Below are 18,664 nucleotides of genomic sequence, written 5' to 3'. Positions count from 1 at the left end.
TGTAGTTTTACTACAAATGCTTCGGCATTTCATGCTTTTGAGCAGTCGGGGGAGTAGTAATACTACAGAAAAACGGCTTGTGGCCGCCTTTCGGGTTGTGGAGAAAAACGTTCCTGTTGGTTGGTATCGCACTGGCACAAGAGGTTTCTTGATGTTTCGTACCAATGATTTGGGTTTTTCAGCTATTTACAACTTTTGTATGACAGTCCAACCGCGGTCCGTCCCTCTTTCGCCTGCACTCACCCCTCTCATTCACGCCGATCAAGGATAGACCATGCGCCTGCCTTTGCCGCTCGATCTGCCTGGCGCCCTGCAACCGCTGGTCGCCCGTAACCGACAATTCCTGCAGGAGGCGCTGGCGGCGCATCCGGATCTTGATCCAGACAGTTGGAGCGCGGCGCATCGCCTGCAGTTCGATCAGGTGGCTGCAGCCAGTGATTTCGTCCTCGAGCAGGCGCAGCGCGAACCGGCAACGCTGTTCGAGCTGCTCGCCAGCGGCGAAATGGATCGCCCCTATGGCCCCGGCCAGTTGCGTGCCCATATAAAAGCTGCCGCAGACGCGGCCCAGAGCGAAGACGAGCTGGCGCGCAACTTGCGCCGTGCGCGCAATCGCCAGCAGGTGCGGATCATCTGGCGCGACATCACCCGCCAGGCCGAACTGGGCGAGACCTGCCGCGACCTGTCCGAGCTTGCCGACGCTTCGATCGACGAAGCCTATCAATGGCTGTATCCGCGTCATTGCCAGCAGTTCGGCACGCCGATCGGCAACCGCACTGGCCAGCCGCAGCACATGGTGGTGCTGGGCATGGGCAAGCTGGGCGCGGTGGAGCTCAATCTGTCGTCGGACATCGACCTGATCTTCGCCTTCCCTGAAGGCGGCGAGACCGAAGGGGTCAAGCGCTCGCTGGATAACCAGGAGTTTTTCACCCGCCTCGGGCAACGCCTGATCAAGGCGCTTGACCCGGTCACTGTCGACGGTTTCGTGTTCCGCGTCGACATGCGCCTGCGCCCCTATGGCTCAGCCGGCGCGTTGGTGCTCTCGTTCAATGCCCTGGAGCAGTACTACCAGGATCAGGGGCGCGATTGGGAACGCTACGCCATGATCAAGGCCCGCGTGGTGGCGGGCGACCAGGTGGCCGGGGCGCAGTTGCAGGAGATGTTGCGACCGTTCGTCTATCGGCGCTACCTGGATTTTTCTGCCATCGAGGCGCTGCGCACCATGAAGCAGCTGATCCAGCAGGAAGTGCGGCGCAAGGGCATGGCAGAGAACATCAAGCTCGGTGCTGGTGGCATCCGTGAGGTCGAGTTCATCGCCCAGGCCTTCCAGCTGATCCACGGCGGGCGCGATCTGAGCCTGCAGCAGCGGCCGCTGCTCAAGGTCCTGGCAACGCTCGAGGGGCAGGGTTACCTGCCACCGGCAGTGGTAAGCGAACTGCGTGATGGGTACCAGTTCCTGCGTTACACCGAGCACGCGATCCAAGCCATCGCCGACCGCCAGACCCAGATGCTGCCGGACTCGGAGCTCGACCGCGAACGGGTCGCCTACATCCTTGGCTTTGCCGACTGGCAGGCGTTCCACGACCAACTGATGCAGTGGCGCGGCCGGGTCGACTGGCACTTCCGCCAGGTCATCGCCGATCCTGATGAAGAGGAAACCGAGGGCGAGCTGGTAGTGGGCGGCGAGTGGTCGCCGCTGTGGGAGCAGGCGCAGGACGAGGAGGCCGCCGGTCGCCAACTGGAAGAGGCCGGGTTCAAGCAGTCGGGCGAGGCTCTGCGTCGTTTGGCCTCCTTGCGTGCCAGCCCGTCGCTGCGTTCGATGCAGCGCATTGGCCGCGAGCGTCTGGACGCCTTCATTCCACGCCTGCTGGCGCAGACTGTGGAGCACCAGAACCCTGACCTGGTGCTGGAGCGAGTGCTCCCCTTGGTGGAAGCGGTGGCTCGGCGTTCGGCTTACCTGGTGCTGCTGACCGAAAACCCAGGCGCCTTGCGCCGTCTGTTGACCCTGTGCGCCGCCAGCCCCTGGATCGCCGAGCAGATCACGCGCTTCCCGCTGCTGCTCGACGAACTGCTCAACGAAGGCCGCCTGTTCAGCCCGCCGCTGGCGCCTGAGCTGGCGTCGGAGTTGCGCGAGAGATTGACGCGCATTCCCGAGGACGACCTGGAGCAGCAGATGGAGGCCCTGCGTCACTTCAAGCTGGCCCACAGCTTGCGGGTGGCGGCATCTGAAATCAGTGGCAACCTGCCCTTGATGAAGGTCAGCGACTACCTGACCTGGCTGGCCGAGGCCATCCTCGACCAGGTGCTGGCCTTGGCCTGGCGTCAGACGGTGGCCCGTCATGGCCAGCCCAAGCGCAGTGATGGCACCCTGTGCGACCCAAGTTTCATCATCGTCGGCTACGGCAAGGTCGGCGGCATCGAACTGGGGCATGGCTCGGACCTGGACCTCGTATTCATCCACGACGGCGACCCGAACGCCGAGACCGATGGCGCCAAGCCCATCGACGGCGCGCAGTTCTACACCCGCCTGGGCCAGCGCATCATTCACCTGCTGACTACCCAGACCAACTCCGGCCAGCTTTATGATGTGGACATGCGCCTGCGCCCCTCCGGTGCGTCGGGGCTATTGGTCAGTTCGCTCGGGGCCTTCGAGCGCTACCAGCAGAACGAGGCCTGGACCTGGGAACACCAGGCCCTGGTGCGGGCGCGTGTGCTGGTGGGCTGCAAGCAGGTAGGCAGTGCTTTCGAAGCGGTACGTGCCGGCGTGCTGGGCAAGGCACGCGATCTCGACGCGCTGCGTCAGGAGGTCAGCGAGATGCGCGCCAAGATGCGCGCCAGCCTGGGCAGCAAGAGCACCGTTGCCGGTACCGCCGACAACGCCTTCGAGCCCGGCCAGCCGTTCGATATCAAGCAGGATGCCGGTGGTATCGTGGATATCGAATTTATGGTGCAATACGCCGCTTTGGCCTGGTCTCACGACCATCCGGATCTGCTGCGCTGGACCGATAACATTCGCATCCTCGAAGAGTTGGAGCAGGCCGGGTTGATGCCCGCCGAAGACGCGATTTTGTTGCGCGAGGTGTACAAGACCTTCCGCTCCGCCTCCCACCGCCAGGCACTGCAGAAACAGGCCGGGGTGATCGATGCCGGGCAGCTTGTCGATGAGCGCCGCGAGGTGCGGCGGATCTGGGGTGGGCTGGGTCTGAGCTGACTATCGTGCTGGCTTCATTCGCGGGCAAGCCCGCTCCTACAGGTACTCCACAGCACTGTAGGAGCGGGCTTGCCCGCGAATGAGGCATGTCAGTGGTACACTGTCCGCCACATAGCCTGAATATAAAGAGGGGAGGCCAGGTTGTAGAGCAGCCTGCAGCCTCCCCGAATGTTTCTGGATAAAGCATGAGAATACTGATCATTGGACCCAGCTGGGTCGGCGACATGGTGATGGCGCAGACCCTGTTCCAGTGCCTGAAACAGCGTCACCCCGACTGCGTGATCGACGTGCTGGCCCCCGAGTGGAGCCGGCCGATCCTCGAGCGCATGCCCGAGGTGCGCCAGGCCTTGAGCTTCCCGCTCGGCCACGGTGCCCTGGAGCTGGCCACGCGCCGGCGCATCGGCAAGTCACTGGCCGGCCAGTACGACCAGGCGATCCTGTTACCCAACTCGCTCAAGTCGGCACTCGTGCCTTATTTCGCCGGCATCCCCCAGCGCACCGGCTGGCGTGGCGAGATGCGCTACCTGTTGCTCAACGATGTGCGCAAGCTCGACAAGGCGCGCTACCCGTTGATGATCGAACGTTTCATGGCCCTGGCCTATGAGCCGGGCGCGCCGCTGCCACAACCCTATCCCCGCCCGAGCCTGCGCATCGAAGACCAGAGCCGCGAGGCCGCCCTGGCCAAGTTCGGCCTGGAGCTGGATCGCCCGGTGCTTGCGTTGTGCCCAGGTGCCGAGTTCGGCGAGGCCAAGCGCTGGCCGGCGGAGCATTATGCCGCCGTTGCCGACGCGATGATTCGCCAGGGTTGGCAGGTGTGGCTGTTCGGCTCGAAGAACGATCATCCGGTCGGCGAGCAGATCCGCGACCGCCTGATTCCGGGCTTGCGTGAAGAGTCCGTCAACCTGGCCGGCGAGACCTCGCTTGCCGAAGCCATCGACCTGATGTCCTGCGCCGATGCGGTGGTGTCCAACGACTCCGGCCTGATGCATGTGGCGGCGGCGCTGAACCGTCCGCTGGTGGCGATCTATGGTTCGACCTCGCCGGGCTTCACCCCGCCACTGGCCGACCAGGTCGAGGTGGTGCGCACCGGTATCGAGTGCAGCCCGTGCTTCGAACGTACCTGCCGTTTCGGTCACTACAATTGCCTGCGCCTGCTCGAGCCCGAAAAAGTCATTGCCGCCCTGCACAGCCTGGGTGGTCCGAACCTGATCGATACCGTGGCCGAGGTCGACTAAGTGCGGGTACTGATCATCAAGACCTCGTCGCTGGGCGATGTGATCCACACCCTGCCGGCGCTGACCGATGCCGCCCACGCCATCCCCGGCATTCGTTTCGACTGGGTGGTGGAGGAGGGCTTTGCCGAGATCCCGAGCTGGCACCCGGCAGTCGACCAGGTGATCCCGGTGGCTATCCGGCGCTGGCGCAAGAATCTCTGGCAAACGCTCAAGAGCGGCGAGTGGAAGGCGTTCAAGCAACGCCTGCGCGAGCGCAAGTACGACCTGGTGATCGATGCCCAAGGGCTGGTCAAGTCGGCTTGGCTGACCCGTTACGTCAAGGCGCCGGTGGCCGGGCTCGACCGCTATTCGGCGCGCGAAGGCTGGGCCAGCCGCTTCTACGACCGACGCCTGTCGGTCGCGGTCGGCCAGCATGCGGTGGAACGGGTACGCCAGCTGTTCGCCTTGTCCCTGGCCTACGACCTGCCTGAAGGCATCGGCCAGTACGGCCTGGACCTGAACCGCCTGCAACTGCCCCCGACGGCCCCCTACGTGGTGTTCCTGCATGGCACCACCTGGGCCACCAAGCACTGGCCGGAAGCCTACTGGCGTGAGCTGGCCGAGCGCATGGGGCGGCGCAAGATGAAAGTCGTGCTGCCCTGGGGCAATCCTGCGGAGAAGGCTCGTGCCGATCGCATCGCCCAAGGCTTGGAAAACTGCCAGGTACTCCCCAGATTGAACCTCGCAGGAGTCGCTCGCATACTCGCGGCGGCCAAGGCCTGCGTGGCGGTGGACACCGGCCTCGGCCACCTGGCCGCAGCGCTGGACGTGCCGACCATCTCGCTGTTCGGCCCCACCAATCCTGGTCTGACCGGTGCCTACGGACGCGCCCAGATCCACCAGGCCAGCAACTTCCCCTGTGCGCCTTGCCTGCAGAAGAAGTGCACCTACAAACCGAGCGCCGAGGACCTGCGCCGGTTCGATCTCAAACGCGAGTGGCCGCTGTGCTTCACTCGCCTGAATCCCGAGCATGTGGCGGGCCGCTTGAGCGCGCTGCTGCTGGCTGAGGATGTTCGTTGATGCAACTGGCTTTCGTGCTTTACAAATATTTCCCCTTCGGCGGATTGCAGCGCGATTTCATGCGCATCGCCCTGGAGTGCCAGAAGCGTGGGCATCAGATCCGCGTCTATACACTCATCTGGGAAGGTGACATCCCCCCGGGCTTCGAAGTGCTGGTGGCGCCGGTCAAGGCCCTGTTCAACCACCGCCGCAACGAAAAACTCAGCGCCTGGATGGCCGCCGACCTGGCCAAGCGCCCGGTCGACCGTCTGATTGGCTTCAACAAGATGCCGGGGCTGGACGTCTACTATGCTGCCGACGGCTGCTTCGAGGACAAGGCACAGACCCTGCGCGGCGGCCTGTATCGTCGCTGGGGCCGCTACCGGCATTTTGCCGAATACGAGCGTGCCGTGTTCGCCAAGGAGGCAGCCACCGAGATCCTGATGATCTCTGAAGTGCAACAGCCGCTGTTCATCAAGCACTACGACACCCCTGTGGAGCGTTTCCACCTGTTGCCACCGGGCATCTCCCAGGATCGCCGGGCGCCGGCCAATGCGGCCGAGATCCGCGCAGCGTTTCGCCAGGAGTTCGCGCTGGACGATGACGACCTGTTGCTGGTGCAGATCGGCTCGGGGTTCAAGACCAAGGGCGTCGATCGCAGCCTCAAGGCCCTGGCCGCATTGCCTTCGAGCCTGCGCAAGCGCACCCGGCTGATGGTCATCGGCCAGGACGACCCGAAGGTGTTCCAGTTGCAGAGCGCCACGCTCGGCCTGGGTGACCAGGTGCAGTTCCTCAAGGGGCGCAGCGACATCCCTCGCTTCCTGCTCGGCGCCGACCTGCTGATCCACCCGGCCTACAACGAAAATACCGGCACCGTGCTGCTCGAAGCGCTGGTCGCCGGTTTGCCGGTGCTGGTATCCAAGGTCTGTGGCTATGCCCATTACATCGCCGAGGCCGACAGCGGCCTGGTGCTCGACGAGCCGTTCGAGCAAGAGCAGCTCAACGCCTACCTGCAGCGCATGCTCGAAGACCCCCAGGCCCGCGCCGATTGGGCGCGCAACGGCTTGGCCTTTGCCGACAGCGCCGATCTCTACAGCATGCCGCAGCACGCCGCCGATGTGATTCTCGGCCAGGAGCACGCATGAAGCTGATGCTGGCCGAACCCTTCAAGCGCCTCTGGGCTGGGCGCGACCCCTTCGATGCCGTCGAAGCCCTGCAGGGCGAGGTATACCGCGAGCTCGAAGGACGCCGAACCTTGCGCACCGAGGTCGAGGGCGAGGGCTATTTCGTCAAGATCCACCGCGGCATCGGCTGGGGCGAGATTTTCAAGAACCTGTTCAGCGCCAAGCTGCCGGTACTCGGTGCCGGCCAGGAATGGCTGGCGATCCAGCGCCTGCAGGAGGTCGGCGTGCCGACCATGACCGCCGTCGCCTATGGCGAACGTGGCAGCAACCCGGCCACCCAGCATTCGTTCATCGTCACCGAGGAGCTGGCCCCCACCGTCAGCCTGGAAGACTTCAGCATCGACTGGCTCAGGCAGCCCCCCGAGCCGCGTCTCAAGCGTGCGCTGATCGATGAGGTGGCGAAGATGGTCGGCGGCATGCACCGTGCAGGCGTCAACCACCGTGATTGCTACATCTGCCATTTCCTGCTGCACACCGACCGGCCCGTGACGCCTGAAGACTTCAAACTGTCGGTGATCGACCTGCACCGCGCACAGACCCGTACGAAAATCACCCGTCGCTGGCGCGACAAGGACCTGGCCGCCTTGTATTTCTCGGCCCTGGACATCGGCCTGACGCGTCGCGACAAGCTGCGCTTCCTCAAGGGCTATTTCCAGCGCCCGCTGCGCCAGGTGCTCGCCGAGGAAGCCGCACTGCTCGCCTGGCTCGAACGCAAGGCGCAGAAACTCTACGATCGCAAGCAACGCTATGGGGATGCGCTCTGATGGCGGGTTGGACACTGGCGCCGGGCTACGAACACCTGGCGGCGGACTTCGGCAGTATCGACGCGGTGTTCGCCCTCGACGGCGAGCGCCTGACCCGTGACCCGCTCAGCGAGGTCATCCGCATCGAGCGCGACGGGGTCAACTACTACGTCAAACGCTACACCGGTGCCGGCAAGCACATGCGTCGCTTCCTCGGACGGCCACGGATCAAGGCTGAATGGCAGAACCTCAAGCAGTTCGCCAAGTGGGGCATTCCTACCGCCGAAGTGGTGGCCTGGGGGCTGGAGCGCAAGGGGCTGTCGTTCGGCCGCGGGGCGATGATCACCCGCGAGCTGCCGCGCACCGAAGACCTTTCGGCGCTGGCCGAGCGCAACGATCCGCGCCTGGCTGATCGCACATGGGTCGAGCATGTCAGTCGTCAACTGGCTCGCCATACCCGGGTCATGCACGATCATCACTTCGCCCACAACGACCTGAAGTGGCGCAACCTGCTGGTGGATGATCAGGCGACGCTGTTCTTCATCGATTGCCCGACGGGCGATTTCTGGCGTGGCTTCATGCTCCGCCACCGGCTTATCAAGGATCTGGCGTGCCTGGACAAGGTCGCCAAATATCACCTCTCGGCCACCCAGCGCCTGCGCTTCTACCTGCAATATCGCGGGCATGCGCGGCTCAATGCCCGTGACAAGCGACGGATTCGCCAGGTGGTGAGCTTTTTCGAGGGAAGGGAATGACCGATTACCTGGCCAGCGCCGACCATGCGCTGCTGCAACGCCATGGCCTGAACGACTTCGAGGCGCTGTGGGCGCTGCAACTGGATGCCGTCGACGAACCCAACACCGGGCGCGGCGGCTGGAGCAGCGTGTTCCGCCTGGAACTCGAGGGCAAGGGCTACTACCTCAAGCGCCAGAGCGACTACCTCACGCGTACCCTGCACCGGCCGTTCGGCGAGCCCACCTTCGCCCGCGAATTCCGCAATATCAGCCGCTACGAAAAGCTCAACATCCCAGCACTGCAGGCAGTGTTCTATGGCGAGCGCAAGCAGGGCGGCCAGCATCGGGCGATCCTGATGACCCGCGCGCTCGACGAGTGGAACGACCTGGAGAGTTTCCTCGGCCAATGGCCGCAACTGCCCGAGCCTCGACGCCAGGGTATTCTCGCGGCCTGTGGCGAGCTCGCGCGTACCCTGCACGGCGCCGGCCAGGTGCATGGTTGTTTCTATCCCAAGCATATTTTCCTGCGCGAACGCCGCGAAGGCTGGCAGGCCCAGCTGATCGACCTGGAAAAGACCCGGCCACTGCTGTTCGGTATGCGTGACCGCCTCAAGGACCTCGAGCCCTTGCTGCGTCGTGCCCGTGCCTGGAGCGAGGCGGACGTGCGCCGCCTGCTCGCCGCCTACCTGGCGCAGCCGGCCGACAGCGCGCTGGTCGGCACCTGGCTGCAACGCCTGACGCAACGCCGTCGTGAAAAAGAGGCCCGCTGATGCGCTTGTCTGAACTGAAGGATGCCGGGCGCAGCCCGAGCCTGCCCTTGAGCGTGACGCTCGAAGATGCTGCCGGCAGTGCCGAGCTGCAGTTGCTCAGCCTGCTGCGCGTACTGCCAGGGCAGCGCTATGTCGGTGCCGGTATCTGGCGCGGCACCCCGGTGCTGGCCAAATTGCTGGTCGGCAGCAGCGCCGCCCGCCATTTCCAGCGTGAGCTGGAGGGCGCGCGCTTGATGGCTGCGCAGGGGTTGACCACGCCCCGACTGCTGGCCGATGGCCTGAAGGATGGCGAGGGTGGCTGGCTGCTGTTCGAGTTCCTTGAAAACGCCGAAAACCTGGGCGACGCCTGGGCCAAGGTCGAGCATCTGCCGATGCTGGCGGACGAGCAGCATGGGGTGCTCGGCGAGGCGCTGACCGCAGTGGCGCAGATGCACGCCAAAGGGCTGTGGCAGGAAGACCTGCACTTGGACAACCTGCTGCGCCACGAGGGCCACCTCTACCTGATCGATGGTGCCGGCATCAAGGCTGAAACGCCGGGCCAGCAACTGTCGCGCCAGCGCGTGCTGGAAAACCTCGGGGTATTGTTCGCCCAGTTGCCCAAGCGCCTGGAACCCTTCATCGAAGAGGCGCTGGTGCATTACCTGCTGGCCAATGGCGAGCATGCGCTGCCGCTCGAAGCCCTGCAGAAGCAGGTCGACAAGGTGCGCAGTTGGCGCTTGAAAGACTACCTGGACAAGGCCGGGCGCGACTGCACGCTGTTCAGCGTCGAGCGCAGCCTCTCGGGCCTGCGTGCGATCCGGCGCGAGGAGGTGTCTGCCCTGGTGCCGGTACTGGAGCAGGCCGATACGCTGATCGAGCAGGGCCACCTGTACAAGACCGGTGGTGCCGCCAGCGTGGCACGTATCGAGGCCGGTGGCCGCACGCTGGTGCTCAAGCGCTACAACATCAAGAACACCGCCCACTGGTTCAAGCGTTTCTGGCGCCCGAGTCGTGCCTGGCATTCCTGGATCGAAGGCCATCGCCTCGAGTTTCTCGATATCGCCACGCCGCGCCCGCTAGCGGTGCTCGAGCAACGGGTGATGGGGTTGCGCAGCACCGCCTACCTGGTGACCGAATACGCCGACGGTCCTGATCTCACGGCATGTTTTTCGCCCTACGTCGAGAATGGCGAAGTGCCTGAAGAACAGGTTCAGGCGTTGGTCAAACTGATGCAGAGGCTGATTGCCGAACGCATCAGCCATGGTGACTTCAAGGGCCACAACCTGTTCTGGCAGAACGGCCAGTGGTCGCTGATCGACCTCGACGCCATGACCCAGCACGCCACTCAGCTCAGCTTCGCTCCTGCCTACGCACGTGACCGTGCGCGCTTGCTGCGCAACTGGCCAAGCAGCAGTGCCTTGCACCAGCGCCTCGATCAGTTGCTGCCTCGGCTCACCGAATAAGCCTGCGGCAGCGTCAGCCAGTCGCTGCTGCGACCGGCCTGGCGCACGCGAAGGCTCCATTGTCTGTCTTGCCAACGCAAGATGGCCGAGGCGGGGCTTTCGCGGTTTTGCCCGGCAAGCAGCAGCCGGTAGTGGTTCTTGAGCAGATGCGCGCGCAGCGGCAGGGCATGGCCACCGGCAAGCAGGTAAAGCCCTTGGTCGCTTTGGTACAACCCGTCGGCATCTTCGTGTTTTTCCCCCGCAGGCACTTCGGCGAGCCGACAGGTGTCGAACAGTGCCTTCAGGTCTGGCAGTCCGTCGTACCACAGCACGGGGGAGTCGACGACCCATTCGCCGTCCTCGCGACGCTTGACCGGGACCTTGGTGTAAGCGTCCGGCTTGCGCGGATCGACCACTCGCCAGCGGTAACCGTCGAACGCGACCTGGTAACTCTGGCCGGCGTTGTCCTTGATGAAGTAGAAGGTCAATCCTGGATAGGGTGAGGGCTGTTCATAGATGCCCTCCTTGTGAATGCCGTCGACTCGGTAGCGAAGCTTGCTGGTATTGACCGCGCTGACCATGGCCGGGGGGAGTGACAGTGGCGGCGTCGGTGGCATGGCTCGAATTGCCCGGCGAAGCACCGTTGAACCGGAGACGCTGTTGATGCCGTCGCTGGCATAGCTGAAGACATCGACCAGCGAGCGCAGCATGCCGATGCGGTCACCTTCGACGTACGCCTTGTGGGTATCGATTATCGAGATCGCGGCACGGGCGAACGACAGCACTGCCAGGGCACGAAGGGGCAGAACCAAGCTGAGCAGGTCGAGGATGACCCACAGCACATGCAGGCTGAAATCGCCCAGCAGCTCCAGTTTCGTATTGGTGGCCGCGTCCACCGCTGAGAGTGCGGCGTGGACCTCGGCCCGATAGCGTGCGTGCTGAAAGTCGCCGGTGATTTCCGGACGGCTTATCCGTGAGCCCAATCCTCCCTTGGACAGCCAGCGTTCGACATTGGCCGGGTTGGCCAACGGCATGCGGTCTTTGACATAGTCACGCAGAGCTGGTTTTTCGCGTAGCGTGCGCAGCATTTGCCGAGCGTTGCGATACTCACGCCAGGCGCGGCGATCCGGGGCATCCGGTGTATAGACCAGAAAGCGCTGCATGCCGGCGTTCTCCGGGGTGACGAGTATGACCCCTTGCACGGTGTGGCCGTCGATCAACAGTTGTCGCACGCTCAGGCGCGTAACCTTCAGTGCCTTGCGCTGCTCGCTGTCGGGATGGTCGAGCACGGTGCTGGTCCACAGATAGCCGCGTTCGAAGGGGTCTTCCAGGTAATGGCCGGCGTATCGCGCCTTGGCCGCCTCGGCGCGCATGCGCGCTCTGCTGATTGCAGCGTAACTGTCGCGTCGCCACTTGGCCGTCGGTGACTCCAGCAGGTGCGTGCGCAGGTAGCGGCTGTAGCTTTCGCCAACGTCCAAGGCACGAACCATCTGCTTGATCTGCGCCGGGGTGATCTCTGTCACAGGGCTGTCGTCCGCGCGGTGTACTCGTGCCGTCAGCCAATAGTCGACGTCAAGCCAGCCGACGTTGAGCATGGCCAACTGATCGAGGCTATAGCTCTGCGATACCAACTCGACGGTGTCGCCGACCTGCGGGCGGCTGGCGGCGGGGATGTAGCCGGTAGTGAGTCCGGGATGGAGGACAGGCCCTCTCTGGCGCGCCATTGTCACGCTGACATGGATCTCACGCGGGTCGGCATCGAATTGATACTGCTGGCGCATGGCTGTACGCAGTTGTTCGCAAGTCCAGGTGCGCAGACCCTCACGGTCGAGGAACTGATCGTGACTGAGAATGCCTGGCGCGGCAGCCTTGTCGATGGCAATCACCAGCTCCTGCATGGTTTGCATGATATGGGTCAGGCCTTGTGCCGACGCGTTCTTGAGCCAGGCGGGGCTGTTTCTCTCCAGCAGCAGGGCATAGCGTGTCTGCAGGGCCGCCCTGCTGTCGGCCAGGGGCAGCAGGTCGGCAGCTGTGTCCAGTTGGCTGGTCAGGGCAGGCCAATCGATTGGCGATGTCTGGGCTGCGTTTTCCCAGACCTGCGTCAGGCTTGCATGTTGGCTATCTATCAGGGCCTGTACCTGCAGCTGCAACGGATCATCGTTGAACCATTCGTAGCGCAGGCGCTCGGCGTTGCGCGCACGCTCTCGCTGTTCATCACCGGCCATCAACCGCAGTAGCGGCCTGCTCTGCTGCAGGTCGTCCAGGCGCTCGCACAGTTCGGTGTGCAGCTCTGCCAGGTCGTCGAACGGCTCGATGCCATGGGAAAGACTGCACAGCAAGGCGTAGTCGCTGGACTCAGCGGGGTCGGGCATGCTGCCCTCGGGGCCGCCTTCGACAATGACGAAGGCGCCGGGCAGGTACTCGCGCCAGTGAGGGGTGCCGATGTCCAGCAGTGGGCGGTAGATTTGTGGGCGCTCGGCAGGAGGCAGGTGCTGGCGTTGCCCGGGCAGCGGCATTTCTATGCTGGTTTTGAGCAGTTCGGCGTGGTTCGAACCGAGGGTGTGGTCATCGACACGCAGGGTGATCTGTGCGAGCAGTTGCGCGCGTAGCAAGCTGACCAGTCGTGCTTTACGACTTTCGCCGGTGACGCCGGTGTCGAGCCAATACTCGGCGAGGTCTGCGAAATACCGCTGGCGTGCCTTGAGCCAGGGCTGCGAGGTTTCAGGCCGGGGCGGCGACGCAAGCAGGTCGCTCAGCTGTTGATCGAAGGCTTGGAAATGTTGCAGGCTCATTAGCTGCGCTCCGTAGTGATGGAGCGGCCAGCTTGGCGTGCCAGGCCTCAGTGGGCGCGTTAGCCGATTACCTCATCGTCTCGACAGGCCGCGCACTCCAAGTAGCGCCGGTATCCCCAGCCCCGCCCAGGACAGCACATCCCAGGCACCATCACCGAGCAGAGCCGCGAACAGCCCTGCAGCGCTCAGGAGGGCGATGGCGGTCGGCCAGGCGAAGATCCGGCGAGTACTTTGCGAGCGGTGGCTCATGTCCGCACCTCGCGGGGCTTGCGCTGCTTGCCCCACCACAGGTACAGGCCACTGAGCAGGACGACGATGGTCAGCACATCCAGTACCGCCCAGAGGATCTGCATTGGCCGTCCGCCATAGTCGCCGAAGTGCAGCGGCTGCGACAGGCCCATGGCGTCCATGTACCAGGGGCGATCGCCAATGGCGGTGACTTGCAGGGTACGGGCATCGATCAGTACCGGCGTCAGCAAGTGGGACGTCAGGTGTGTCGCGCCTTTCATGAACACCGCGTAGTGGTGTTCGCTGGAAAAGCGTGTGCCGGGAAAGGCGATGAAGTCTGCACGCATGCCGGGTGCGGCCTGTTCGGCGATCTGCAGCAACTGCTTGGCAGGCGCGCGTTCGGTGAGTGGCGGGGCATCGCGATAGGGCGCAACCATCGCCGCCAGGCTGTCATTGCGCCAGGCGGCGATGACCAGGTCGGACAGTGCGCTGATCACCCCGGTGACACCGACCACCAGCGCCCAGGTCAGGGTGACAACGCCGATCAGGTTGTGCAGGTCGAGCCAGCGCAGGCGCCGCGATTTATCAGTGCGGACCGTGGCGAACTGCAGGCGGCGCATGAACGGAGCGTAGAGCACCGTGCCCGAGACGATGGCGACGACGAACAGCACGCCCATGGCGGCCAGCAGGAGCTTGCCGGGAAGGCCGGCGAACATGTCCACGTGCAGGCGCAGGATGGTCATCATCAAGCCGCCATTGGCGGCGGGCATGGCCACCGCCTCGCCGGTGCGGGCGTCGAGCATGAAGGTGTGCGAGGCGTTGGGTTCGGTGCCAGCGGTGGCTGCGGTGATCGCCACCACACCGTTGCGCTCGTCATCCTCGAAACCGAAATACTGCATGACCTCGCCGGGGCGGTGTTGCTCGGCCTTGATTACCAGTTGCTGCAGGTCCAGATGCGGCGTGTCGGCAGGCATCTCGCGCAGTTCCGGGGCGTCACCGAGCAGGTGTTCGAGTTCGTGGTGGAAGATCAGCGGCAGGCCGGTCAGGGCGAGCAGCAGCAGGAACAGCGTGCAGATCAGGCTGGTCCAGGTGTGGATCGCCGACCAGCGGCGGATGGTTTGGCTTTTCATCAGGGTTGCAGCCTTTGCAGCTTGTGCTGTTTTTCAGGACGCAATCGCGGGGCAAGCCCGCTCCCACAGGATCGTCGTGTACCTGTAGGAGCGGGCTTGCCCCGCGAGGCGTCACTCAGAACTTGTAGTTGGCGCTGACCACAACGCTACGCTGGTCGCCGTAGTAGCAGTAGTACGAATCGCAGGTCGAAATGTAGTCCTTGTTCAGCAGGTTGGTGGCATTGACCGCCACCGAGGCGCCCTTGAGGCTATTGTCCAGGCGGCCCAGGTCGTAGTGCACCGAAGCGTCGAATACGGTGTAGGCCTTGGCCTTGCCGAGGTAGGTATTGCCCTGGTCACCGTAGGTGTTGCCGGTGTAGCGCGCACCGCCGCCGATGCCGAAGCCGTCGAGTACACCGCTGTGCCAGGTGTAGTCGGCCCACAGCGAGGCTTGCTGGTTGGGCATCAGTTGCAGGCGGTTGCCTTTGTAGATGCCATCCTGTACCTCCGATTTGGCCAGGGTGTAGGCCGCGATCACCTTCAGGTTCTCGGTGACATCGGAGACGGCTTCCAGCTCCAGGCCACGCACTTTCACTTCGCCGGTCTGGCTGGTGACGGTCACGTTGCCGATGTTGTTGGTGACCGAAACGTTTTTCTGCGTCAGGTCGTACACCGCCGCAGTCAAAAGGGTATTGGAGCCCGGTGGCTGGTACTTTATCCCCAGCTCCCACTGCTTGCCTTCGGTCGGCTTGAGACCGTTGGTCGGGTCGATGTCGGCCTTGCTGCTTGGCTGGAACGACTCGGCATAGGACAGATACGGCACGAAGCCCGAATCGAAGACATAGCTGATCGCGGCGTTACCGCTGAATTTCTTGTCGCGCTGGGTGTTGGTGGCATCGCCCTTGTTGAAGAACTTGGTGCCGGTGTGCACCCAGTCCTCGCGTCCACCCAGGGTCAGGCGCCAGTTGTCGAGGGCCATCTGGTCCTGGACGTAGAGGCCTGTCTGGCGGGTCTTCTGGTCGTAGTCGTAGAACGCTGTAGAACGATCCGGGCGGGTGATGGGCAGGCCGTAGGCCGGATTGTTCACGTTGATCGGCGGCGCACTGCCGAAGATGGCCAGATAGTTGTTGTTCATGCGCTGGTGATCCAGGCCGATCAGCAGGGTGTGGCTGATAGCGCCGGTGCTGAAGTCGCCCTGGAAGTTGTTGTCGACAGCGAACTGGCTGATATCTTCGTCGACGTTGGTGGTACCGCGCCCGGTGTTGCCCTGATCGTCCACCACCATCCCGAACCCTGGGTTGTAGCTGTTGACGGTCACGGTCTGGAATGACAGTTCGGATTTGGTGTAGCGCAGGTTCTGGCGGAACTGCCAGACATCGTTGAAGCGATGCTCGAAGGCATAGCCGACGGCGTAGTAGGTGCGGTCGTAGAAGTCGTAGTTCGGATCTCCCAGGTTCTTGTGGTGCGAGATCTTGCCGAACGGCATGTCGATCTTGGTGCCCTGGATCGGGTAGAACTGGCTGGTGACTCCCGTATCGTCGCGGGTGAACTGGCTGAGGAAAGTCAGCGAGGTATCCTCGTCGATGTTCCAGGTCAGGCTTGGGGCGATGTTGTAGCGTTTGTCTTCGATGTGGTCGATCTGCGTGCCGCTGTCGCGGATCACACCGCTGACGCCATAGAGAAACCGGCCTTCATCGTCGATCTTGCCAGTGCTGGCAAAGTTGATCTGGCGATGGTTGTCGCTGCCGTATTGCACTTCGATCTCGTGAGCGGCTTCGGCTTGTGGGCGGCGGCTGACGATGTCCAGCAGGCCGCCGGGCGGGGTCTGGCCGTAGACCGATGACGCCGGGCCGCGCAGCAGGGCGAGGCGGTCGAGGTTCCAGGTTTCCGGTTTTGGGTTGGCGTACACGCCGCGTGGCAGTGGCAGACCGTCGAGGAACTGGGTCGGCTCGAAGCCCCGCACGCGCATCCAGTCGTAGCGAGTATCGCTGCCGAAGCTGGCGGAAACGATACCTGGCATGTACTTCACCGCGTCATCGAGGCTGTGCACGCCGCGGTCGCTCATCTGCTGGCGGGTGGCAACCGAGATCGAGCGCGGGGCCTCGACCAGTGCGGTGTCGGTCTTGGTGCCGGCAGCGGTGCGCTTGGCCAGGTAGCCATCGACCGGGCCCCAGGCGCTTTCGCTGTCGCTGGATGCGTTCACGCTGGTTTCCGGTAGCGCCAGGCTGCCTTCCGGCACGGCGACCAGGCTGTAGCTGCCTGCGCTGCCCTGCTGCAGTTGCAGGCCGGTGCCGCGCAGGGCGGCCTGCAGGGCGCCGATGCCATTGAAGGTGCCACGGACCGGTGCCGAGGTACGTCCGCTGGCCAGGCTCGGGTCCAGGGCCAGGGCGATGCCGGCCTCGCTGGCGATCCGGTTCAAGGTGCCGGCCAGCGGCGCGCTGGGCAGATCGTATGCCCGCACGCTGGACTGCTCGGCAGCCAGCAGCATGGGGCTGACCAGAGGGGTGGCAAGGCCGATGGCCAGGGCCATCAGGCTTGGACGCAGGTAAGACTCGACAGCACGGGACATGCAGTGGCTCCTAGACGGATAAGTACTAACTGCTTCCTTGCCGAGCGAGATTTGGAAAGTGACAGGGGGGTGGAGATTTTTTTGTCTGGGGTTATCACCGATGTGAAGAACGATAGGGTCGGTACTGATTCACCGCGGCCCGACGGTCACCCACCAGGGCGTCCGCCGTTCGATCTTCACCGGCAAGGCCGGCACCAGCGAAGCCAGCGCCAGGTCGGTATCCGTTAGCGGGAAGCTGCCGGTCACGCGCAGGTTGGCGACTTCATCCGACACCCCCAGGTGCCCGCTGCGATAACGACCGAGCTCGGTCACCAGGTCCGCCAGGCGCACGTTGTCCACCACCAGCATGCCCCGGGTCCAGGCGTCGGCACCGGCGCTGACCGGGCCGATCAGGCCGAGGCCGTTGCTGTGCATCAAGACTTGCTGGCCCTCGTTCAGCACTTCTTCGTTGCCCGTGTTGCTCGGTTGCGCAGCTACCTGGGCCTGCAGCACTTCAAGGCGTGTGCCGGCAGTTTCGCGTTTGACCAGGAAGCGCGTGCCCAGCGGACGCAGCCGCCCATCGTCGGTGCGCACCCACAACGGGCGAGGGTCGTCGTGGCCGGTTTCCACGGAGATCTCCCCCTGGTGCAGCACGATCACTCGTTGTTCGCCCTCGTAGTCGATATCGACTGCGGTGTGGGTGGCCAGGCTCAGCAGTGTGCCGTCCTCCAGGCGCAGGGTACGCAGCTCTCCGGTCCCGGTGCGTTGATCAGCCAGCCAGTAGCTGGGTGCCAGCGAAGGGGCGCCGATCCAGGCCAGCAGGCCACCGAGCAGGAGCATCCCGGCCAGCCCGCCACCGAGCTTGCCAACCCGCTGGCGCAGGCCGGCGCGAGACTGCAGCAGGGCGTGGCGGGCGGGACCTGCAGCCGCGCCCACACGTTGGTCGAGCATGCCAAGCTGGAACCAGGCGCGCGCATGTTCCTCGCTGGCGGCGTGCCAGCGCGTGAATTCGTTGCGCTCATCGGCGGTGCCGTCGCCGCCCTCCAGGCAAAGTTTCCACGCAATGGCGGCTTCCAGGACCTTGGCCGAGACCGGCGTATTGCTCACGTCGGCTCCCCGTACAACGCCACGTAGCACTGGCGCATGCCTTGGGCAATGTACTGGCGCACTCGCGACACCGACACACCCAGGCGTTGGGCGATCTCGGCATGGCCCATGCCGTCCAGACGGTTGTATAGAAACGCGGTACGTGCCTTGCTCGACAGTTTGCCCAGCTGGCGGTCGATGGCCTTGAGGTCTTCGAGGATCAGGTGCTGGGTTTCTGGCGAAGGCTGCTCTGCTTCAGGCAGCAGCGACAGCTCGGCAAGGTACGCCTGCTCCAGGGCGGCGCGGCGGAAATGGTCGAACAGCAGCCCCTTGGCCACCGCGACGAGAAACGCGCGGGGTTCGCGAGGCGCGATCAACTGTTCGCGGCCGAGCAGGCGCACGAAGGTGTCCTGGCTGAGGTCTTCGGCGCGCTGGCGGCAAGCCGTGCTGCGCTGCAGCCAGGCCAGCAGCCAGCTGCGGTGGTCGCGGTACAGGCTGCCGACCAGCTCGGCATGTGGGCTGTGCGCAGAGGACAAGGGCGTTCCCCGGGGAAGAATGCGTTATATAA

General features: G+C 64.2%; 14 protein-coding genes. 8 read left to right on the top strand and 6 right to left on the bottom strand.

The annotated features are described in order from the left end of the window. Positions 1-274: 274 nt before the first annotated feature. The 8 genes from glnE to F6X62_RS00775 all read left to right on the top strand — a co-directional run bounded on the left by glnE (position 275) and on the right by F6X62_RS00775 (position 10,354). Positions 275-3,208 (top strand): bifunctional [glutamate--ammonia ligase]-adenylyl-L-tyrosine phosphorylase/[glutamate--ammonia-ligase] adenylyltransferase, encoded by a 2,934-nt coding sequence (gene glnE / locus F6X62_RS00810; RefSeq protein WP_153772429.1) that lies wholly within the window; start codon positions 275-277, stop codon positions 3,206-3,208. A 185-nt stretch (positions 3,209-3,393) separates the two neighbouring features. Continuing rightward, positions 3,394-4,443 carry a lipopolysaccharide heptosyltransferase II gene (gene waaF, locus F6X62_RS00805; protein WP_153772428.1) on the top strand — a complete coding sequence of 350 codons (1,050 nt, stop codon included), beginning with the start codon at positions 3,394-3,396 and terminating at the stop codon, positions 4,441-4,443. Next, positions 4,444-5,502 carry a lipopolysaccharide heptosyltransferase I gene (gene waaC / locus F6X62_RS00800; RefSeq protein WP_153772427.1) on the top strand — a complete coding sequence of 353 codons (1,059 nt, stop codon included), beginning with the start codon at positions 4,444-4,446 and terminating at the stop codon, positions 5,500-5,502. Further along, complete coding sequence (locus F6X62_RS00795; protein ID WP_054892168.1) at positions 5,502-6,626, top strand: glycosyltransferase family 4 protein; 1,125 nt, start codon at positions 5,502-5,504, stop codon at positions 6,624-6,626. The genes waaC and F6X62_RS00795 overlap by 1 nt, the downstream gene beginning before the upstream one ends. Beyond that, entirely contained in the window at positions 6,623-7,429 is an 807-nt protein-coding gene (rfaP, locus tag F6X62_RS00790) for a lipopolysaccharide core heptose(I) kinase RfaP (RefSeq protein ID WP_054892169.1), read from the top strand. The genes F6X62_RS00795 and rfaP overlap by 4 nt, the downstream gene beginning before the upstream one ends. Beyond that, positions 7,429-8,163 (top strand): lipopolysaccharide kinase InaA family protein, encoded by a 735-nt coding sequence (locus F6X62_RS00785; RefSeq protein WP_054892170.1) that lies wholly within the window; start codon positions 7,429-7,431, stop codon positions 8,161-8,163. Before rfaP ends, F6X62_RS00785 begins: the two co-directional genes overlap by 1 nt. Further along, a complete protein-coding gene (locus tag F6X62_RS00780) occupies positions 8,160-8,912 on the top strand; it encodes a lipopolysaccharide kinase InaA family protein (protein WP_153772426.1) in 753 nt (250 codons plus the stop codon). Before F6X62_RS00785 ends, F6X62_RS00780 begins: the two co-directional genes overlap by 4 nt. Further along, complete coding sequence (locus F6X62_RS00775) at positions 8,912-10,354, top strand: lipopolysaccharide kinase InaA family protein (RefSeq protein ID WP_153772425.1); 1,443 nt, start codon at positions 8,912-8,914, stop codon at positions 10,352-10,354. The genes F6X62_RS00780 and F6X62_RS00775 overlap by 1 nt, the downstream gene beginning before the upstream one ends. Here the strand turns inward: F6X62_RS00775 and F6X62_RS00770 are convergent. The 6 genes from F6X62_RS00770 to F6X62_RS00750 all read right to left on the bottom strand — a co-directional run bounded on the left by F6X62_RS00770 (position 10,327) and on the right by F6X62_RS00750 (position 18,632). Further along, the gene (locus F6X62_RS00770) at positions 10,327-13,125 is read right to left on the bottom strand and encodes a dermonecrotic toxin domain-containing protein (protein WP_153772424.1); all 2,799 of its coding nucleotides are present in this window, start codon (positions 13,123-13,125) and stop codon (positions 10,327-10,329) included. The two genes, F6X62_RS00775 and F6X62_RS00770, sit on opposite strands and share 28 nt — an antisense overlap. 72 nt (positions 13,126-13,197) lie before the next feature. Then, positions 13,198-13,374, bottom strand: coding sequence for a hypothetical protein (locus F6X62_RS25150; protein ID WP_177339330.1), 177 nt, complete (start codon positions 13,372-13,374; stop codon positions 13,198-13,200). Beyond that, complete coding sequence (locus tag F6X62_RS00765; RefSeq protein ID WP_153772423.1) at positions 13,371-14,483, bottom strand: PepSY domain-containing protein; 1,113 nt, start codon at positions 14,481-14,483, stop codon at positions 13,371-13,373. The genes F6X62_RS25150 and F6X62_RS00765 overlap by 4 nt, the downstream gene beginning before the upstream one ends. A gap of 115 nt (positions 14,484-14,598) precedes the next feature. Further along, positions 14,599-17,031 carry a TonB-dependent siderophore receptor gene (locus F6X62_RS00760; RefSeq protein ID WP_153772422.1) on the bottom strand — a complete coding sequence of 811 codons (2,433 nt, stop codon included), beginning with the start codon at positions 17,029-17,031 and terminating at the stop codon, positions 14,599-14,601. Positions 17,032-17,160: 129 nt separating this feature from the next. Then, positions 17,161-18,117 (bottom strand): FecR domain-containing protein, encoded by a 957-nt coding sequence (locus F6X62_RS00755; RefSeq protein WP_153772421.1) that lies wholly within the window; start codon positions 18,115-18,117, stop codon positions 17,161-17,163. Next, complete coding sequence (locus tag F6X62_RS00750) at positions 18,114-18,632, bottom strand: RNA polymerase sigma factor (RefSeq protein ID WP_153772420.1); 519 nt, start codon at positions 18,630-18,632, stop codon at positions 18,114-18,116. The genes F6X62_RS00755 and F6X62_RS00750 overlap by 4 nt, the downstream gene beginning before the upstream one ends. Positions 18,633-18,664: the final 32 nt, after the last annotated feature.

The organism is Pseudomonas sp. MNR3A (assembly GCF_009650575.1).
In the GTDB taxonomy this organism is placed as follows: Bacteria; Pseudomonadota; Gammaproteobacteria; order Pseudomonadales; family Pseudomonadaceae; genus Aquipseudomonas; species Aquipseudomonas machongensis.
This window is presented reverse-complemented; position numbering and strand designations above follow the sequence as displayed.